Here is a 17726-nt window from a genome sequence, read left to right as displayed (position 1 = left end):
GGAGGGGTTTTCATTGTTATGGATGCAACTGATCAGCAGCAAATAATGTATTTTCCAATAAGGTGGCCACGGTCATAGGTCCAACACCACCTGGCACCGGGGTGATCCAAGAGGCCTTTTCACTGGCCTTATCAAAATCAACGTCACCGGTTAACTTTCCGTTTTCCAGTCTGTTAATACCTACGTCAATCACTATCGCATCTTCGCGGATCCAGTCACCCGGAATAAAGTTGGGCTTGCCTACTGCGACAACCAGCACTTCAGCACGACGCACATGAGATTCCAAATCTTTTGTCATGCGATGACAAACCGTGGTCGTGCAACCGGCCAGCAATAATTCCAGTGCCATGGGGCGGCCGACGATATTGGATGCTCCGACAACTACCGCTTCCTTACCTTTCAGTTCAATCCCGACTGATTGCATCATCGTAATCACACCTTTGGGCGTGCAAGGACGTAATTGTGGATTACGCTGGGCTAGGCGGCCGATATTGTAAGGGTGAAAACCATCTACATCTTTATGAGGGGCAATATGTTCAATCACCACATCGGTATTGAAATGTGCTGGTAAAGGCAGCTGCACCAGAATGCCATCAATCTCATCGTCTTCATTGAGCTGAGTTATCAGATCCAGGAGTTCTTGTTCAGTGGCGGTCTCTGGCAAGTCAAAGGATTCAGATTTGAAGCCGACTTCTTCACAACTGCGACGCTTACTGCCAACATAAACCTGTGAAGCGGGATTGTCACCAATCAATATTACAGCGAGTCCAGGGCGACGTTTGCCGGTAGCAAGGCGCATCTGGGTTGCTGCCTTGATTTTCTGTTTTAGCTCGGCAGCAATTGTCTTTCCGTCGATGATTTGAGCAGTCATTCTGTTGATTCCGGCCTTTCAAAAGCGGCTATGATCGCACGTTGCGTCAGCCACGGCAAAAAATATAACTGTGCTGTTGACTCGTTATCTTCATCAGCGTATTATTTCGCCTTCTTCGAGGATGTCTGTCCTTGGAAAAGTCGGGGCATAGCGCAGTCTGGTAGCGCATCTGGTTTGGGACCAGAGGGTCGGGAGTTCGAATCTCTCTGCCCCGACCACTTTTTGACTGCTTCAGCCTCACTTAGTTATTAATGCGCCCGTAGCTCATCTGGATAGAGCATCGGCCTTCTAAGCCGAGGGTAGCAGGTTCGAGTCCTGCCGGGCGTACCATCTTTTATCCACCTCAAACACTGCGACGAACTTTCAAGTTGATTTTTAGTCCTGGTCAATGCTAACTTTCACGTGACCAAGGACGGCATATCTGGATTTCTCAAACTCAATAGCGAACTCAGCAACGTGAAAAAAAATACTCTGCTTGTAACTGGCGGCGCTGGTTTTATCGGCTCTGCATTAATTCGTCAATTAATTACCGAAACTGATTTCACCGTTATCAATATCGATAAACTGACCTATGCCGGTAATCTGCAATCTTTAACCGAAATTGATGCTTCGCCCAATTATCATTTTGAACAAGCTGATATTTGTGATGCAGAAGCGATGGATCGGATCTTTACGCAATATCAACCCAGTGCCATTATGCATCTGGCGGCGGAATCCCATGTTGATCGCTCGATTGATGGTCCCGCAGATTTTGTGCAAACCAATGTGGTCGGGACCTATACATTGCTGGAAGCGGCCAGAAAATACTGGAAAACATTATCTGCTGACGATGCCAGCAGTTTCCGTTTTCATCATATCTCTACTGATGAAGTCTATGGCACCTTAGGCGAGACAGGTTTGTTTACGGAAACTACTCCCTACCAACCCAACTCACCCTATTCTGCTACCAAGGCGGGCAGCGACCATTTGGTTCGCGCCTGGCACCATACCTACGGTTTGCCAGTATTAATGACGAACTGTTCCAATAACTACGGACCCTATCAGTTTCCGGAAAAATTGATCCCCGTGGTGATTAATAATGCACTGGCCGGAAAACCGCTACCCATTTACGGTAAAGGCGAAAATATCCGCGATTGGCTATATGTCGATGATCATGCCAGAGCATTAAGACTGGTGCTGGCAGAAGGTAAGTTGTGCGAAAGTTATAATGTCGGTGGCTTTAATGAACATACCAATCTTGATGTTGTGCAAACCATTTGCCAGATTCTGGATGAGCTGTTACCAGACTCACCACATCGTCCACATAAAAACCTGATTGAGTTCGTCACCGATCGTCCTGGTCACGATGCCCGTTATGCCATCGATGCCAGTAAAATCGAACGTGAACTGGGATGGAAACCTCAGGAAACATTTGCCACCGGTTTACGTAAAACGGTTCAGTGGTATCTGGATAATCGCCAGTGGTGTGAAAATGTAATGGATGGCAGTTATCAACAGCAAAGACTTGGACTGGGAGACAATAAATGAGTCGTAAGGGAATTGTACTGGCAGGGGGAAGCGGCACACGTTTATATCCGGTCACCCAATCTATCTGCAAACAACTGCTACCGGTTTATGACAAACCGATGATTTATTATCCGCTGGCCACCATGATGCTGGCGGGCATGCGAGACATCTGCATTATTTCCACCCCTCAAGACACTCCACGCCTTGAACAGTTGCTCGGCGATGGCAGTAAATGGGGATTGAATCTGCACTATATTGTTCAGGATAAGCCGGAAGGTATTGCACAGGCTTTTACTCTGGCTGCAGACTTTATTGGTGATGATGATTGCGCTTTGGTGCTAGGGGATAATGTCTATTACGGCCATGAATTAGCCGATATGATGCAAGATGCTGATAACAATAAACAGGGCGCGACAGTGTTTGCTTACCCTGTCAGCGACCCGGAACGTTATGGTGTGGTGGCGTTTGATGAAAACGGTAAAGCACTGAGTATCGAAGAAAAACCGTTAAAGCCCAAATCACGTTATGCGATTACCGGGCTGTATTTCTATGATAATCAAGTCGTCGAAATTGCCCGTAATCTCAAACCCTCTGCACGGGGTGAACTTGAGATTACCGATGTCAATCAGGCTTATCTGGATAATGGCAAGCTTAATGTTCAGGTGATGGGGCGCGGCATGGCCTGGCTGGATACCGGCACGCATGACTCTTTGCTCGATGCGTCGATGTTTATTCAAACCCTTGAGCAACGGCAAGGGCTTAAAGTCATGTGTCCCGAAGAGATCGCCTACCGAATGGGTTATATTAATGCCGAGCAGCTCGAACAATTGGCACAGCCATTACTGAAAAGCGGTTATGGTAAATATCTGTTAAACATTATTAATGAGACAATTTACTGATGTTAGTCACCGAAACCAGTATTCCCGATGTTAAATTACTGACGCCCAAAAAGTTTGGCGATGAACGTGGTTTTTTTCTGGAAAGTTATAACAAGAAAACCTTTGAGGATTTGCTGGGGCTGGATATTGAGTTTGTGCAGGATAATCATTCTCGCTCAGCCAAAGGCGTATTGCGCGGGTTGCATTATCAGATCAAACAACCACAAGGCAAACTGGTCCGTGTCACCGCCGGCAAAGTCTTTGATGTTGCCGTAGACATGCGTCGTGATTCACCAACGTTTGGGCATTGGACGGGCGCTATTTTAACGGCTGAAGGCCAGGAACAGTTTTGGGTTCCGGCAGGATTTGCACATGGTTTTCTGGTGTTGAGTGACAGTGCTGATTTTCTCTATAAAACGACAGATTATTACGCCCCGGAATATGAGCGAACGGTAGCCTGGGATGATGCTGCTCTAGCTATAGATTGGCATTTAGATGGGATAACTCCGGTTTTATCTGCCAAGGATCAGCAAGGTACGCCGTTTAAATTGGCAGAGACGTTTTAAGTGACAATATTACTGATAGGCGGACAAGGACAAGTTGGCTTCCAACTGCAACGAAGTCTGGCAAATATAGCAGCGTTACACGTTACCGCGAGGCAAGATCTGGATCTTTCCGATATTAACGCGATTCGTTCATTGGTTAGCGAGGTTAAACCACAGCTTATTGTTAACGCAGCTGCCTATACTGCGGTCGATAAAGCGGAAGACGAAACCGAGCTAGCCAGACAAATTAATGCGATTGCGCCTGAAGTATTAGCCGCACAAGCCAAGTTGCTTGGGATTCCATTAGTGCAATATTCAACCGACTACGTGTTTGATGGCTGTAAGGACTCACCCTGGTTGGAAACGGATACGACTGGGCCGTTAAGCCATTATGGTCAGACTAAACTGGAAGGTGAGCAGGCTATTATCGCAAGTGGCTGTGATCATCTTATCTTCAGAACCAGCTGGGTATATGATCGACGCGGGCATAACTTTTTAAACACCATGTTAAGACTGGCTGAAGAACGCGAACAATTGAATATTGTGGATGATCAGGTGGGCACGCCGACATGGAGCCGACATATCGCAGATGTTACGGCCCAGGCTTTGGCGCAAGCCCATAAAAACGAATCATTCTGGCTGGAAAATAGTGGAATCTATCATTTAAGTGCGGCAGGTAAAACGACCTGGAAGGGCTTTGCCGAGGCGATTTTTAAGTATGCCGAACAAGATGGTCGTCACGTGCCAAAAGTCACCGGAATTCCTACCTCAGAATATCCTACGCCAGCCAAACGCCCGTTAAATTCACTGATGGATAACAGCAAACTAAAAGAGCATTTCGGCTTGCAATTACCCGATTGGCAGCAAAGTTTACAATGGGTTTTACAGTCATAAACCGTCTAATACCGATTTGCCATGGTAAGCAGTATCAAGGAAAAAACTCGTGATACAAACCACTTTTAACAAGTTAATGCAGTGGTTTCTAAGTCGTCCGCGAACCACCAAACGCATACTGAGTATTGTCATCGATTACATGGTGGTCATGCTGGTTTTATGGCTGGCATTTTCACTGCGTCTCAGCACGTTGTATCAACCGCCGGTATCCCAATTATGGTTATTCTTTCTGGCGCAGTTAATTGCCATCCCCATTTTTATCAAATTAGGTCTTTACCGGGCGATTGTGCGCTATATCGGCCTGGATGCGTTGTGGACAATTTTTAAAGCGATTGGCCTGTTTACCGTCATTTTTGCCACTGTCGTCGTATTGTCCGGACCCTATGCCGGTCTCGTTCCAAGAACGGTTTATATTATCAATGCATTGTTACTTTTCTTGTTTGTTGGTGGATTACGGCTTTATGCCCGTTGGCTTTTTATCAGTTCAACACGTCATCCCCTGGCTGAATTGGAGAATCAACGTTACATTCCACCCGTTCTGATTTACGGAGCGGGACGGGCAGGTGCCCAGTTATCCGCATTATTAAAAATGGGCCGCCAACTTCGTCCGGTTGCGTTTATTGATGATGAACCAACACTGTATCGGCAACAGATTAATGGCCTGAATGTTTACCGCCCTCGCGATCTGGTGAAGTTGATTGATAAATTTCAGGTGCGTGATGTGTTGTTGGCTATGCCATCTGCTTCCAGAAGCCGTCGTAGTGAAATTCTCAGATCGCTGGAGGAATTACCCGTACATATTCGGACCTTACCGGATTTAACCGATATTGCCGAAGGCAAACTGGAAGTCTCGGATATTCAGGAAGTTGATATTGCAGACTTACTGGGTAGAGAAGCGGTCGATCCTGATCCGCAATTATTAACAGCGAATATTCATCATAAATGTGTAATGGTCACCGGTGCCGGAGGTTCCATCGGCTCAGAACTGTCCAGGCAGATCATCAAACTCAAGCCCAGTCGGTTACTGTTGTTTGAAATCAGTGAATTTGCCTTATATCAAATTGAACAAGAACTTTGTAAGCTGCAAAGCGGCGTTGAGGTGATTGCCTTATTAGGTTCGGTGGTTGACCGCACGCGATTGACATCAATCTGTAAGCATTTTTCAGTACAAACGATTTATCATGCAGCGGCATATAAACATGTACCGATGGTTGAAAAAAATGTGGGTGAAGGGATTCGCAATAATGTTTTTGGCACATTACACTGTGCCCAGGCAGCGATTGCAGCAAATGTTGAAACCTTTGTATTAATTTCCACTGACAAGGCCGTTCGTCCTACCAATACCATGGGTGCAAGTAAACGCCTGGCCGAGCTGGTGTTGCAAGCTTTGACAGGCACCGCCGATACACGCTTTACTATGGTGAGATTTGGCAATGTTCTGGGGTCTTCAGGTTCTGTCGTTCCATTATTCCGTGAACAGATTGCCAAAGGTGGTCCCGTGACGGTGACCGACCCGCAAATCATTCGTTATTTTATGACAATTCCGGAAGCAGCTGAATTAGTGATTCAGGCCGGAGCAATGGGTCAGGGTGGGGATGTGTTTGTGTTGGATATGGGCTCAGCTGTAAAGATAGTCGATCTGGCGATGCGTATGATTCACCTCAGCGGTTTTACGGTAAAAAATGCCGAAAATCCTGATGGTGATATTGAAATTACCTATACCGGCTTGCGACCTGGCGAAAAATTATTTGAAGAACTGTTAATTGGTGACAATGTGAGCCAGACAGCGCATCAAAAAATAATGCGTGCGGAAGAAAATATTATCCCCTGGCAGGATTTACAACTGATACTGACTGATCTGCAGCATGCGGTAAATGTGTCAGATTATGAACAAATCAGAGTGATTCTCGGTAGGTATGTGGATGGCTTTATGCCTCAGTGCGGAATTGAAGACTGGTTAAATCACAAAGTTGTGGTAAACCAATAAATATTGGCCCGATTAATTTTATATAGAGACGGATTATGGAAAAAACACTCAATATTGCCGTGGCAGGAACAGGATATGTTGGCCTGTCACTTGCTGTTTTATTGGCGCAACACCATCACGTGACGGCTCTGGATATTGTTCCTGAAAAAGTGGATCTGATTAATGCCAAAAAATCTCCAATCGTAGATAAGGAAATTGAAGATTTCCTGGCCAATAAGCCGTTAACCTTAACGGCTACGACTGACAAAAAAATGGCGTATGAAAATGCCGACTTTGTCATTATTGCCACACCGACCGATTATGATTCGGTTACCAACACCTTTAATACCAAATCGGTCGAAGCGGTTATTCAAGATGTTATAGCCATTAATCCAAATGCGGTCATGGTCATTAAGTCAACCATTCCGGTTGGTTACACCAGTACGGTCAAAACCAAGTTTGGTACAGAAAATATTTTTTTCTCCCCCGAGTTTTTACGTGAAGGAAAAGCTTTATACGACAACCTGTATCCATCACGCATTGTGGTGGGTGAGCAAAGTGAACGAGCCCGTTTATTTGCCGATTTATTGCTAGAAGGTGCAGTAAAAAAAGACGTACCGGTTTTATTTACTGACCCGACTGAAGCAGAAGCCATTAAATTGTTTTCCAATACCTATCTGGCAATGCGCGTAGCGTATTTTAATGAACTCGACAGCTATGCCGAGACACATAATCTGAACAGTCGTCAGATCATCGAAGGCGTTGGTTTGGACCCCCGGATTGGCGACCACTACAATAATCCTTCTTTTGGTTATGGCGGTTATTGTTTGCCAAAAGACACAAAACAACTATTGGCCAACTATGACACCGTGCCAAACAGTTTGATTAGAGCAATCGTTGATGCCAATACCACGCGAAAAGACTTCATTGCTGATCAGATCATCAAGAAAAATCCGGCTGTAGTCGGTATCTATCGTTTGGTGATGAAGCAGGGGTCGGACAATTTCCGGGCCTCGGCTATTCAAGGAATTATGAAACGGATAAAAGCAAAAGGTATTGAAGTTATTGTGTACGAACCGGTTCTTGAAGAGCCTGAGTTTTTCCGTTCCAAAGTGGTCAACGATTTGGCAGCATTCAAACAACAATCCTCATTAATTATTGCCAATCGTATTACAGATGATATTCAGGACGTCAAAGATAAAATTTATACCCGAGATCTATTTGGTCAGGATTAAAAACGCTTTAAATATCTGTAACAGGGATTGAACTACTATTTGGCATAAATCCTGTATGCTCGAATTGTGATGAAGTGATATTTTGATTCAATTGCTGATTGGCTTGATCATCAAAATCAGCATATTTCGAGATAACAGGTGAAATGAAAAAAATTAGCTCTCTGAATGATTTGGCAGTTAATGGTGCTCCCCCAGCATTTGACGAAACGCAGCATGTTGGCCGACCCAATATCGGTAGTAAGTCAGAATTTATTGAATATGTAGATAAAATTTTTGACAACCGCTGGCTGACCAATAACGGTGATTTGGTTCGAACATTAGAACAGCGAATAGCCGATAAGCATCATGTCAAAAATTGTGTAGCGATGTGTAATGGCACAATAGCACTGGAAATTGCTATTCGTGCACTGGGCTTAACGGGCGAAGTCATTATCCCTTCGTACACTTTCATTGCTACAGCACACGCCCTGCAGTGGCAGGAGATTACACCAGTTTTTGCCGATATTAATCCACGCACGCATTGCCTTGATCCCGATGCTGTTCGCAAAATGATCACGCCCAGAACCAGCGGTATCATTGGTGTGCATTTATGGGGACATGCCGCACCGGTTGATGAGCTGCAACAAATCGCTGATGAATATGACTTAAAGTTGATGTTTGATGCTGCCCATGCTTTCAATGGGACTTATCAAGGGACAAAAATTGGTAATTTTGGTCAGGCTGAGGTCTTGAGCTTTCACGCGACTAAATTTTTCAATACCTTTGAGGGTGGTGCAGTACTGACCAATGATGATGAACTGGCCGAAAAAATGCGCTTGATGCGTAACTTTGGCTTCACAGGGCTGGATAATGTGATTCATCCAGGTACGAATGGCAAAATGATAGAAATTGCCGCCGCAATGGGCCTGGTTAACCTGGAAAATGTTGAAAATGTCGTTGAGATAAATAAACAGCATTATGAAGGGTATCAAAAAGGACTTGCCGGTCTTGCCGGAATAAGCCTTTATCAATTCGATGAGAATGAGCATAACAATTACCAATATATTGTGATGGAAGTGGGCCCAGACTGTCCAATCAGTCGCGATGAAATGGTGGATGTATTGCATGCCGAAAATGTCAGAGCGCGAAAATATTTCTGGCCGGGTTGCCATAATATGCATCCCTATAAACAATTATTTCCACATGCGGGCTTACTTCTGCCAAATACACTCACAGTTGCTGAAAGAGTGATTGTTTTGCCAACGGGGACAGCAATGACAGAAGAGGCTGTTGAAACGGTTTGCAAAATCATTCAAACCCGCATAGAGGTCTAAAATGAAACTCGCCATAATGCAGCCTTATTATTTTCCCTACATTGGTTATTTCCAATTGATTCAGGCTGTAGATGTGTTTGTTGTCTATGATGACGTTAATTACATAAACCGAGGATGGATTAATCGGAATTATGTGCTTTCAAATGAACAGAAGATTCGATTGACCTTGCAGCTTGAAGGAGCAAGTCAAAACCGTCTGATCAATGAAATTCAAATTGGGTGCAACAACGACAAACTTCTCAAAACCATCCAGCTTGGGTACGCAAAAGCTCCATATTTTGAAATGGCATTTCCGGTCATAAAGGAAGCCCTGCTGAATGTTGAGACTAACTTGGCAAAGTATCTTACGAACGGGCTAGAAAATATTTGTCATTATCTGGATATCAATACTCAATGGTATCTATCTTCAGCAATTGAAAAAAATAACGCCTTGAGAGGCCAAGAGAAAATCTTGGCGATTTGCAAATATTTTAATGCAACTCAGTACATTAATATGCCAGGAGGGAAATTACTGTATGACCATAAAAAATTTGCTGAGCACAATATTCAACTATCTTTTATAACCCCTGAAATTGTTCCCTACCAACAAACTAAAGGGGAGTTTGTTCCTTATTTATCCATAATTGATGTGATGATGTATAACAGTCAGCAAAAATGTCAGCAAATGGTCAGGGAGTTTGAGCTTGTCTGAACGAAGAACACAACATTTTCGTAGAAACATACTGCTTGAACAATTGATGGCAGAACTGAATGATGATCTGCAACTAAGCGAACAAAGTTTAATCAGCTCAAACTTAGACAAAAAAATGCCATATCCTTTAATAATGGTGATGGGCCCTTTGCGTAGTGGAACTACATTGTTTACTCAATGGTTGGCCAATACTGGCCTTGTTGCTTACCCAACAAACTTGCTCTCGCGTTTTTATCAAGCGCCTATTCTGGGAGCCAAAATCCAGCTCTTACTGACCGATCCACGTTTTAACTTTCGGGATGAATTGGGTGAGTTTTTCCAACAAACGGAATACCGTTCAGAGAATGGCAAAACTAAGGGTGCTCTGGCTCCAAATGAATTCTGGTATTTCTGGCGGCGTTTCCTGACTGAACCACAACGCGATGTCTGGACAGATGATGAACTAAAGCAAAGTATGAATATCAATACTCTGCGTGCAGAGCTAATTGGCATAATGGAGGTATTTCAGAAACCATTTGCTGCTAAAGGGATGCTGTTTAACTATAACATTCCATTTCTCAATAGCGTTTTTGACAATGTAATTTTCGTTCAGATAAAACGTGACCCTGTTACTAATGTGGCTTCTGTATTGGATGCCCGCAAACGACAATTGGGAAATGAAACAGAATGGTATTCGTTCAAGATCCCAGAATATTCAGAACTTAAAAATAAGGATCCGGTTACACAAGTTTGTGGTCAGATCCATTACATAAATAACGCTGTCGATAAAGGGCTGGATAAAGTTGAACCCAACAGGAAGCTAGTTATTCAGTACGAAGACTTCTGTATTCGACCAGAATATTACTTTCACAAACTGGCTGAAAAACTCGCTATTGAGAGCGCAAACTATAACGGACCATCAACATTCACATCAAGTAGAGAAAAAGATCGTAATGCTGAATGCATTGCGAAAAGCATGCTTAATTTTGAATAACGACTCAGTTCGTTGGAAATGGAATCTTACAGATCTTGTTTGATCATTTGCAGAAACTCGCTGCTCAAGACAACAAAAAATAATACTGTCAGCAACGCTCAGTAGTGAAAAGTTGATATTTCTTCATCGAATCGATTATCACAACAGGAGTTATTGGTTGCGGGCTGATGTATAATCCTCGTTTGCTTTTTTGGAGGACGACCATCAGTGTGTGGAATAGTCGGTGGTATTGCTGAGCGGAATGTAGCCCCAATTTTAATGGAAGGACTTCGCCGTCTAGAGTATCGAGGTTATGACTCCTCCGGGGTGGCCCTGCTGAATGCGGATGCCAATATTCACCGTGTCAGGTCGCTTGGCAAAATCAAGCAACTTGAAGCCAAAATTGATGCAGAAAATACCAGCTTTTCGGGTCAGATGGGCATAGCCCATACCCGCTGGGCAACTCATGGCATACCCTCTGAAAACAATGCTCACCCGCACATCTGTAATCATCGAATCGCCGTTGTGCACAACGGTATAATCGAAAACTACCAAGTACTTAAACAACAACAAATTCACCAGGGTTACAGGTTTACCTCTGAGACTGATACCGAAGTTGCTGCGCATTCCATTTACCAGTATCTCTACGGTGATGCCTCTCCAACGGCAAATAGAACCAGCCTTTCTTTACTGGAAGCGGTAATCGAAGCAACACGTGATTTTGAAGGCGCTTATGCGCTTGGTGTGATTGCTACCGACGATCCCAATATCCTTATAGCCGCGCGTAAAGGTAGTCCGCTGGTGATTGGTATTGGTATTGGCGAGCATTTTATCGCCTCAGACGTTTCTGCATTACTGCCAGTAACACAAAATTTTATTTTCCTGGAAGATGGCGATGTGGCCCGCCTGACCCGTGAAACTGTAGAAATATTCAGCGCTATCACGGGTGAAAAGGTAGAACGCCCTGTCAAACAATCAACACTGAATATTACTGCTGTAGAACTCGGCGAACACCGTCATTACATGCATAAAGAAATATTTGATCAGCCTCAAGCGGTCATCGACACCCTTGAAGGGCGAGTAACTCAAGACCAGGTTTTGGTTTCCACCTTCGGTCCTGGTGCAGAATCGATTTTCAAAAGCGTTGAACGGCTGCATATTATCGCTTGTGGTACCAGTTATCACGCCGGCATGGTGGCGAAATATTGGGCAGAAGATATTGTTCGTATCCCATGTCAGGTTGAGGTAGCCAGCGAGTTTCGCTACCGCAATCCCGTTATTGAAGACAACACCTTGTTTGTCACTATCAGTCAGTCAGGAGAAACTGCTGATACCTTGGCAGCACTTCAGCAAATTAAAGCACATGCAGCAGAGAGTCCTGAGGCTTTTGCAGCAAAAAATATTCCGACTTTGTCGATTTGTAACGTGGCGGAGAGCAGCCTGACACGTGAAGCTGATCTGAGTTATCTCACTCATGCTGGCCCAGAAATCGGCGTTGCTTCCACCAAGTCATTCACCACACAACTTGTGGCACTGGCGTTATTGCTAACCTGTATCGGCAAAGTTAAAAAACGTATCTCTCGTGAACGTGAAAAACACATTACGCAAGGCCTGCAGAAATTACCTAACCTGATCCAGAACGCCCTGATGCATGAACAGGAAATTCAGGATATCGCTCAAGCATTTGCAGACAAACAACATGCCCTGTTTTTAGGTCGTGGCACCATGTTCCCGATAGCCCTTGAGGGCGCCTTAAAGCTCAAAGAGATCAGCTACATACATGCTGAAGCCTATCCCGCTGGTGAGCTGAAACATGGACCATTAGCCTTGATCGATGAAAATATGCCGGTTATTGCGATTGCCCCACTCGATGATTTATTGGAGAAGCTCAAATCCAATCTCCAGGAAGTCAAAGCACGTGGTGGCCAAATGATTGTATTCGAAGATGAGCGGTCGGATATCAGTTCTGAAAGTGGGTTTAAAGTTGTTAAAGCCACTACCAACGTCGGTCGTATTACAGCACCCATAACCTACAATATTCTGCTGCAACTCCTCAGTTATCATGTGGCTTTGATAAAAGGTACTGATGTTGACCAACCTAGAAATCTAGCGAAATCAGTTACGGTTGAGTGACCTTCCAATTCTGGTATCCATAACTTTTTCCTGGTGGAAAATAATTTGTGAAAAAATATATTCCAGAATTGGTTAAAAGTAGGTTTGTTAGAAATGTTGCTGTTCTTGCAACAGGAACGGTTGCTTCACAGCTTGTAGCGCTAATCTTTGTTCCATTTATTACGAGGATGTATGGGCCTGAGTCTTATGGTCTCTTAGGAATTTTTACCTCATTATTGATTATTCTAACCCCAATAGTAGCATTGTCGTACCCTATTGCCATCGTATTGCCCAAAAAAAATCAAGAAGCAATGACAGTGACAAAACTATCACTGTACATAGCAGTTTTCATGAGTGGTCTCATATTATTAATAGCTATACTTTTTGGTGATGTTTTATTAAAACTGATAAATGCTGAGACAATTTCAAACTTTATATTATTATTACCCTTGGCTGCTTTTTTTGCTGCATTTTTTCAAGTAACAGAACAATGGTCTATAAGAGTAAATGCATTTTCATTACTTGCAAAAGCTGCATTTTCACAGTCTCTAATTTTAAATATTTCTAAAGTGCTGATTGGTTTGTTTTATCCCTATGCAATTATATTGATACTCACAAATATATTTGGCAATTTGTTACATACATTCATGCTTTTCATAGGATTGAAAAAAAGCACTACAATTAGGCATTTGGGCTCAACTCCTTGTTTGGCAAGTATTGCAAAAAAGTTTTATGACTTCCCACTTTATAGAGCACCACAAGTATTTATCAATGCGATTTCTCAAAGTTTGCCAGTTTTGATGTTGGCAAGCTTTTTTGGTGCCGCCGCCGCCGGTTTTTATGTGTTAGGTAGAACCGTAATGGCACTACCTTCACAGCTAATTGGTAAAGCGGTTGGTGATGTATTTTACCCAAGAATTAATCACGCAGCTGAGCAAGGTGAGGATGTATATAAAATAATTGTTAAGGCTACTATTGCCTTGGGACTATTAGGCCTTATTCCATTTTCTATGATTATTATTTTGGGTCCAGAATTATTTGGTTTGGTGTTTGGGGATGAATGGTCAAAAGCTGGAGAATATGCTCAATGGTTATCTTTGATGTTTTATATGAATCTGATAAATAAGCCAAGTGTTGCCTCAATTCCGGTACTTGGAAAACAGTTCGGTCTTGTAATTTATGAAATATTTAGCACGGGGAGTAAGTTCATAGCACTCTATTATGCATATACCCTCTACAGCAATGACTTAATAGCAGTAATGTTATTCAGTATTGCTGGCTCGTTAGCCTACATTATTTTGATTTTATGGGTTTTAGTTATAGCTAAAAATTTCACGGTGAAGAAAAATGCAAAAAAAACAAGTTAATAAGGAGCATTATCGATTCAACAAATACATGCATAAGAGGAGATGGGCAAGTATTTGGCATCAGATTGATGAAATTACTAAGTTAGATGCATCTTCAGTATTGGAAGTTGGTCCTGGCTTAGGTGTGTTTAAGGCAATGTGTGAAGTGTTCGGTATTTCGGTGAAAACTTTAGATATTGCGGATGATTTGAGCCCCGACTTTATTGCATCAGCAGATCAGATGCCATTTGATGGTAATGCTTTTGATGTAGTTTGTGCATTTCAAATGCTTGAACACGTTCCTTTTGAAAGCTCACTAAAAATATTTTCAGAGATGTGTCGTGTCGCTAAGAAATATGTAGTTATTAGCCTTCCAGATGCCGCACAATACTGGCCCTATTTAATCTATATTCCAAAAATTGGGGATTGCAGATTTATAGTAAAAAAACCTTTTACTATTCAATCAACTCACAAATATGATGGCCAACATTATTGGGAAGTAAACAAAAAAGGTTACGATGAAAGTTATGTTGAGAAAATGTTGTTAGGTTCCGGTCAAGTTACTTTAAACAAAACTTACAGAGTTAAAGAGAACCCATACCATAGATTTTATATATTTGAAAAAAATAGATGAAAAAAATCGTAATATATACAGCTGTTTCTGATGGATATGATAATTTATATAAAATTCCCAATAAGTTAAGGGAGTATAAATTTATCTGTTTCTCTGATACTTACTATGAAAATATCAACGGTTGGGAGATAAGACCCTTTCCAAATGAAGAGCTGGATAAAGTTAGAAGATGTAGAGATGTAAAGATACGACCTCATATCTATTTAAAAGAGTACGATATATCAGTTTGGGTTGATGCCAATATTGCATTTAGAATTACTTTAATAGACGAAATAAGGGATTTTATAAAATCTTGTGATTTAATAAAGGTATTTGAACATCCCAGTCGCGATTGTATATATTCAGAAGCAGATTTTTGTATAAAAAAAGGTAAAGATGAGCCAGATATAATTAAAAAACAAATAAACTTCTATAGCAGTATTTCCTATCCAAAAAATAATGGTTTAATTGAAAGTAATGTTGTTATTAGAAATCATAATAATCCATTAATAGTTAAATGTATGAGTGATTGGTGGGGTATGGTAAGTAACTATAGTAGAAGAGATCAATTAAGTTTTAATTATTGCTTATGGTTGAATCGGTTAAACTATAGTAAATTTAATGGTAACTCTAGATATGGAAACTCAACATTTCGTATTCGCCCGCATAGGAAAAAAGTCACTATTTACTATCGTGAGAAAATAATGCTTTTTTTAAATAGGATTTTCAAGCGAACATGAAAATATCAGTTGTAATGACCACCTATAACGGGCAATCATATTTAAAAAAGCAATTAGAAAGTCTCGCCGCACAAACCCAATTACCAAATGAATTGATAATTTCAGATGATGCTTCAACAGATAAAACCTCTTCTATAATTAATGAATTTGTTGAGTCTTCACCTTTTAATATTATTTATTGTGTAAACGAAGCCAGGCTAGGATATAGCCGAAACTTTAATGAAGCTTTAAGTCTTGCTACTGGCGATATTGTCTTGATGTGTGATCAAGATGATTTTTGGCTACCCGAAAAAATTGAAATGGTAACTAAAGCGTTTTCTAGATTACCGAATACTTTTCTGCTGATTCATGACCTGGAGTTTTGTGATGAGCATCTTGTACCTATGGGACACACAAAACTTAATCGTTTAAAAAAATTTACAAATGTTCATAAATATCATGTTACCGGTATGGCTTCAGCAGTAAGGTCAAGTTTTCTAGAGATTTGTTTGCCAATACCTGAAAAGTTTTTGTCCCATGATACATGGCTTCATTTATGTGCGTATTATTGTGGAGTTAAATATATTCTTCCTGAAGTACTAGCTTTATACAGACGACATGAAAGCAGTACAACAAACGGTCAATTTGTAAATTCTCCATCAATAATAAGTCGTTTCGGATTAATTCTTCGTAAGTTACTATCGTTTAATAGCGAAAATGTCAGTCTCAGCCTGTTAAGACATAAGCTTGTGAAAGAATGGCTTATAAAGAATAAAAGTATGCTTGTCGATAAAATTAAAGTGAGTAAAACAACAATTTATTTTTCTATAATGAAATTGACAATAAAAATTACTTTTTTAACTGTTATGGCTTTTCTTTTTAAGATTTCTTGGTTATGAGTTTGAGAATGATTGTTAATTTATATAATCAAAAAGGAGCGGGTCCTAAACATATCTCCCTAAACTTTATTCAAGAAGTGCTTTCTTCAAATTTGGATGCGAAATTTTTTCTATTAGTCCCAGATAATAATGATTATAATTTTTTAACTTCCGAGGGAAGGGTTGAAATAATTAAACTATGTTGCCCTAAAAATGTTTTTTTTAAGATTGGATTTAGGGTCTATCTAGAATTATTTTTGATTCCCTTTATAGTTAAAAGGTTTGGAGTCAATAAAATACTAGCCTTTGGTAACTTTAACTTTTCGCCAATATCTATAAGAAAAATAGTTTTATTGCATCACCCATATTTGGTCGACGATGATTTACTTTCACAGCTGGAATACAAGCCACGCTTCATAGAAAAGTTAAAACGTATTGGGTTTTATTTAACTACCAAGATGGTTGATACCGTTGTTGTTCAAAGTTCATATATGAAAAATATATTGATCAAAAAGTATCCTAAGCATAAATTTTCCATTCAAATGATTCCCAACCCCATAAGCTCAATACTGAAAATAAGATCTGAGTCACTAACTACTAAGGATTTGATAGAAAAACGTGAAGCTTCTATTACCACACATTTGAATTTGTTGTACGTCAGTCGATATTATCCGCATAAAAACCATCTATTTCTTATTCAGTTATCTAAGCTATTAAACCAAATAGGAATATCTCATAATATTAAAGTGACAGTTGACCCTTCTTTAGTCGAGTCTCAAACCTTCCTAAGATCTATTTCTCCTCGAGATATTTCGATAATCAACATTGGTGAGTTAAAGCAAGAAGAACTTGCTCAATATTATGAAAACACCCATATGTTTTTATTTCCATCAAGGGCTGAAACCTTTGGTAACCCATTGATAGAAGCCATGTGCTATGCCTTGCCTGTTATAGTGCCAGACTTAGAATACGCTCGATCCATTGTTGGCAGTGCAGGACTATATTATTCTGAGGATAATGCTGAGGAATGTATGGAAATAATAAAAACCCTATTAATTGATTCTGAATATTATTTTTACAAATCGAACCAGTCTTTTGAACAATTTAAAAATTATCCGACCACGACTGAATGGTTTGAAAAATACATGACTTTGATAAGATAGTGGATATTCAAATAAAAAAAACTGAATCAATGAGACACTCCATT

The 17726-nt window shown here is 41.2% G+C and carries 16 protein-coding genes and 2 tRNA genes; 17 read left to right on the top strand and 1 reads right to left on the bottom strand.

The annotated features are described in order from the left end of the window. Positions 1 to 16 precede the first annotated feature (16 nt). Entirely contained in the window at positions 17 to 871 is an 855-nt protein-coding gene (gene folD / locus LGT40_RS14240; protein ID WP_226071133.1) for a bifunctional methylenetetrahydrofolate dehydrogenase/methenyltetrahydrofolate cyclohydrolase FolD, read from the bottom strand. Between the two features lie 141 nt (positions 872 to 1012). Here folD and LGT40_RS14235 point away from each other — a divergent pair. From LGT40_RS14235 to LGT40_RS14155, 17 genes are all read left to right on the top strand, one after another. Further along, a tRNA-Pro gene (locus tag LGT40_RS14235) sits at positions 1013 to 1089 on the top strand. Positions 1090 to 1124: 35 nt separating this feature from the next. Beyond that, positions 1125 to 1201: transfer RNA gene (locus LGT40_RS14230), tRNA-Arg, on the top strand. Between the two features lie 126 nt (positions 1202 to 1327). Beyond that, complete coding sequence (gene rfbB, locus LGT40_RS14225; protein ID WP_226071131.1) at positions 1328 to 2398, top strand: dTDP-glucose 4,6-dehydratase; 1071 nt, start codon at positions 1328 to 1330, stop codon at positions 2396 to 2398. Then, a complete protein-coding gene (gene rfbA / locus LGT40_RS14220) occupies positions 2395 to 3276 on the top strand; it encodes a glucose-1-phosphate thymidylyltransferase RfbA (protein WP_226071129.1) in 882 nt (293 codons plus the stop codon). The genes rfbB and rfbA overlap by 4 nt, the downstream gene beginning before the upstream one ends. Beyond that, positions 3276 to 3821, top strand: coding sequence for a dTDP-4-dehydrorhamnose 3,5-epimerase (rfbC, locus tag LGT40_RS14215; RefSeq protein WP_226071127.1), 546 nt, complete (start codon positions 3276 to 3278; stop codon positions 3819 to 3821). Before rfbA ends, rfbC begins: the two co-directional genes overlap by 1 nt. Then, complete coding sequence (gene rfbD, locus LGT40_RS14210; RefSeq protein ID WP_226071125.1) at positions 3822 to 4694, top strand: dTDP-4-dehydrorhamnose reductase; 873 nt, start codon at positions 3822 to 3824, stop codon at positions 4692 to 4694. Between the two features lie 49 nt (positions 4695 to 4743). Continuing rightward, complete coding sequence (locus LGT40_RS14205; protein WP_226071124.1) at positions 4744 to 6681, top strand: polysaccharide biosynthesis protein; 1938 nt, start codon at positions 4744 to 4746, stop codon at positions 6679 to 6681. Positions 6682 to 6716: 35 nt separating this feature from the next. Then, complete coding sequence (locus LGT40_RS14200; RefSeq protein WP_226071123.1) at positions 6717 to 7895, top strand: nucleotide sugar dehydrogenase; 1179 nt, start codon at positions 6717 to 6719, stop codon at positions 7893 to 7895. Between the two features lie 143 nt (positions 7896 to 8038). Continuing rightward, complete coding sequence (locus tag LGT40_RS14195; RefSeq protein WP_226071122.1) at positions 8039 to 9208, top strand: DegT/DnrJ/EryC1/StrS family aminotransferase; 1170 nt, start codon at positions 8039 to 8041, stop codon at positions 9206 to 9208. A 1-nt stretch (position 9209) separates the two neighbouring features. Next, a complete protein-coding gene (locus tag LGT40_RS14190) occupies positions 9210 to 9899 on the top strand; it encodes a WbqC family protein (RefSeq protein ID WP_226071121.1) in 690 nt (229 codons plus the stop codon). After that, positions 9892 to 10872 (top strand): sulfotransferase, encoded by a 981-nt coding sequence (locus LGT40_RS14185; RefSeq protein WP_226071120.1) that lies wholly within the window; start codon positions 9892 to 9894, stop codon positions 10870 to 10872. The genes LGT40_RS14190 and LGT40_RS14185 overlap by 8 nt, the downstream gene beginning before the upstream one ends. A 207-nt stretch (positions 10873 to 11079) precedes the next feature. Beyond that, positions 11080 to 12984 (top strand): glutamine--fructose-6-phosphate transaminase (isomerizing), encoded by a 1905-nt coding sequence (glmS, locus tag LGT40_RS14180; RefSeq protein ID WP_226071119.1) that lies wholly within the window; start codon positions 11080 to 11082, stop codon positions 12982 to 12984. A 47-nt stretch (positions 12985 to 13031) separates the two neighbouring features. Further along, entirely contained in the window at positions 13032 to 14330 is a 1299-nt protein-coding gene (locus LGT40_RS14175; protein WP_226071118.1) for a lipopolysaccharide biosynthesis protein, read from the top strand. Beyond that, positions 14311 to 14943, top strand: coding sequence for a class I SAM-dependent methyltransferase (locus LGT40_RS14170; RefSeq protein ID WP_226071116.1), 633 nt, complete (start codon positions 14311 to 14313; stop codon positions 14941 to 14943). The genes LGT40_RS14175 and LGT40_RS14170 overlap by 20 nt, the downstream gene beginning before the upstream one ends. Continuing rightward, positions 14940 to 15662, top strand: coding sequence for a glycosyltransferase domain-containing protein (locus tag LGT40_RS14165; RefSeq protein WP_226071115.1), 723 nt, complete (start codon positions 14940 to 14942; stop codon positions 15660 to 15662). Before LGT40_RS14170 ends, LGT40_RS14165 begins: the two co-directional genes overlap by 4 nt. Next, complete coding sequence (locus tag LGT40_RS14160; protein WP_226071113.1) at positions 15659 to 16540, top strand: glycosyltransferase; 882 nt, start codon at positions 15659 to 15661, stop codon at positions 16538 to 16540. The genes LGT40_RS14165 and LGT40_RS14160 overlap by 4 nt, the downstream gene beginning before the upstream one ends. 8 nt (positions 16541 to 16548) lie before the next feature. Continuing rightward, positions 16549 to 17682 (top strand): glycosyltransferase, encoded by a 1134-nt coding sequence (locus LGT40_RS14155; RefSeq protein WP_226071111.1) that lies wholly within the window; start codon positions 16549 to 16551, stop codon positions 17680 to 17682. Positions 17683 to 17726 lie beyond the last annotated feature (44 nt).

Source organism: Methylophaga pinxianii, from assembly GCF_020447225.1.
Classification (GTDB): domain Bacteria; phylum Pseudomonadota; class Gammaproteobacteria; order Nitrosococcales; family Methylophagaceae; genus Methylophaga; species Methylophaga pinxianii.
This window is presented reverse-complemented; position numbering and strand designations above follow the sequence as displayed.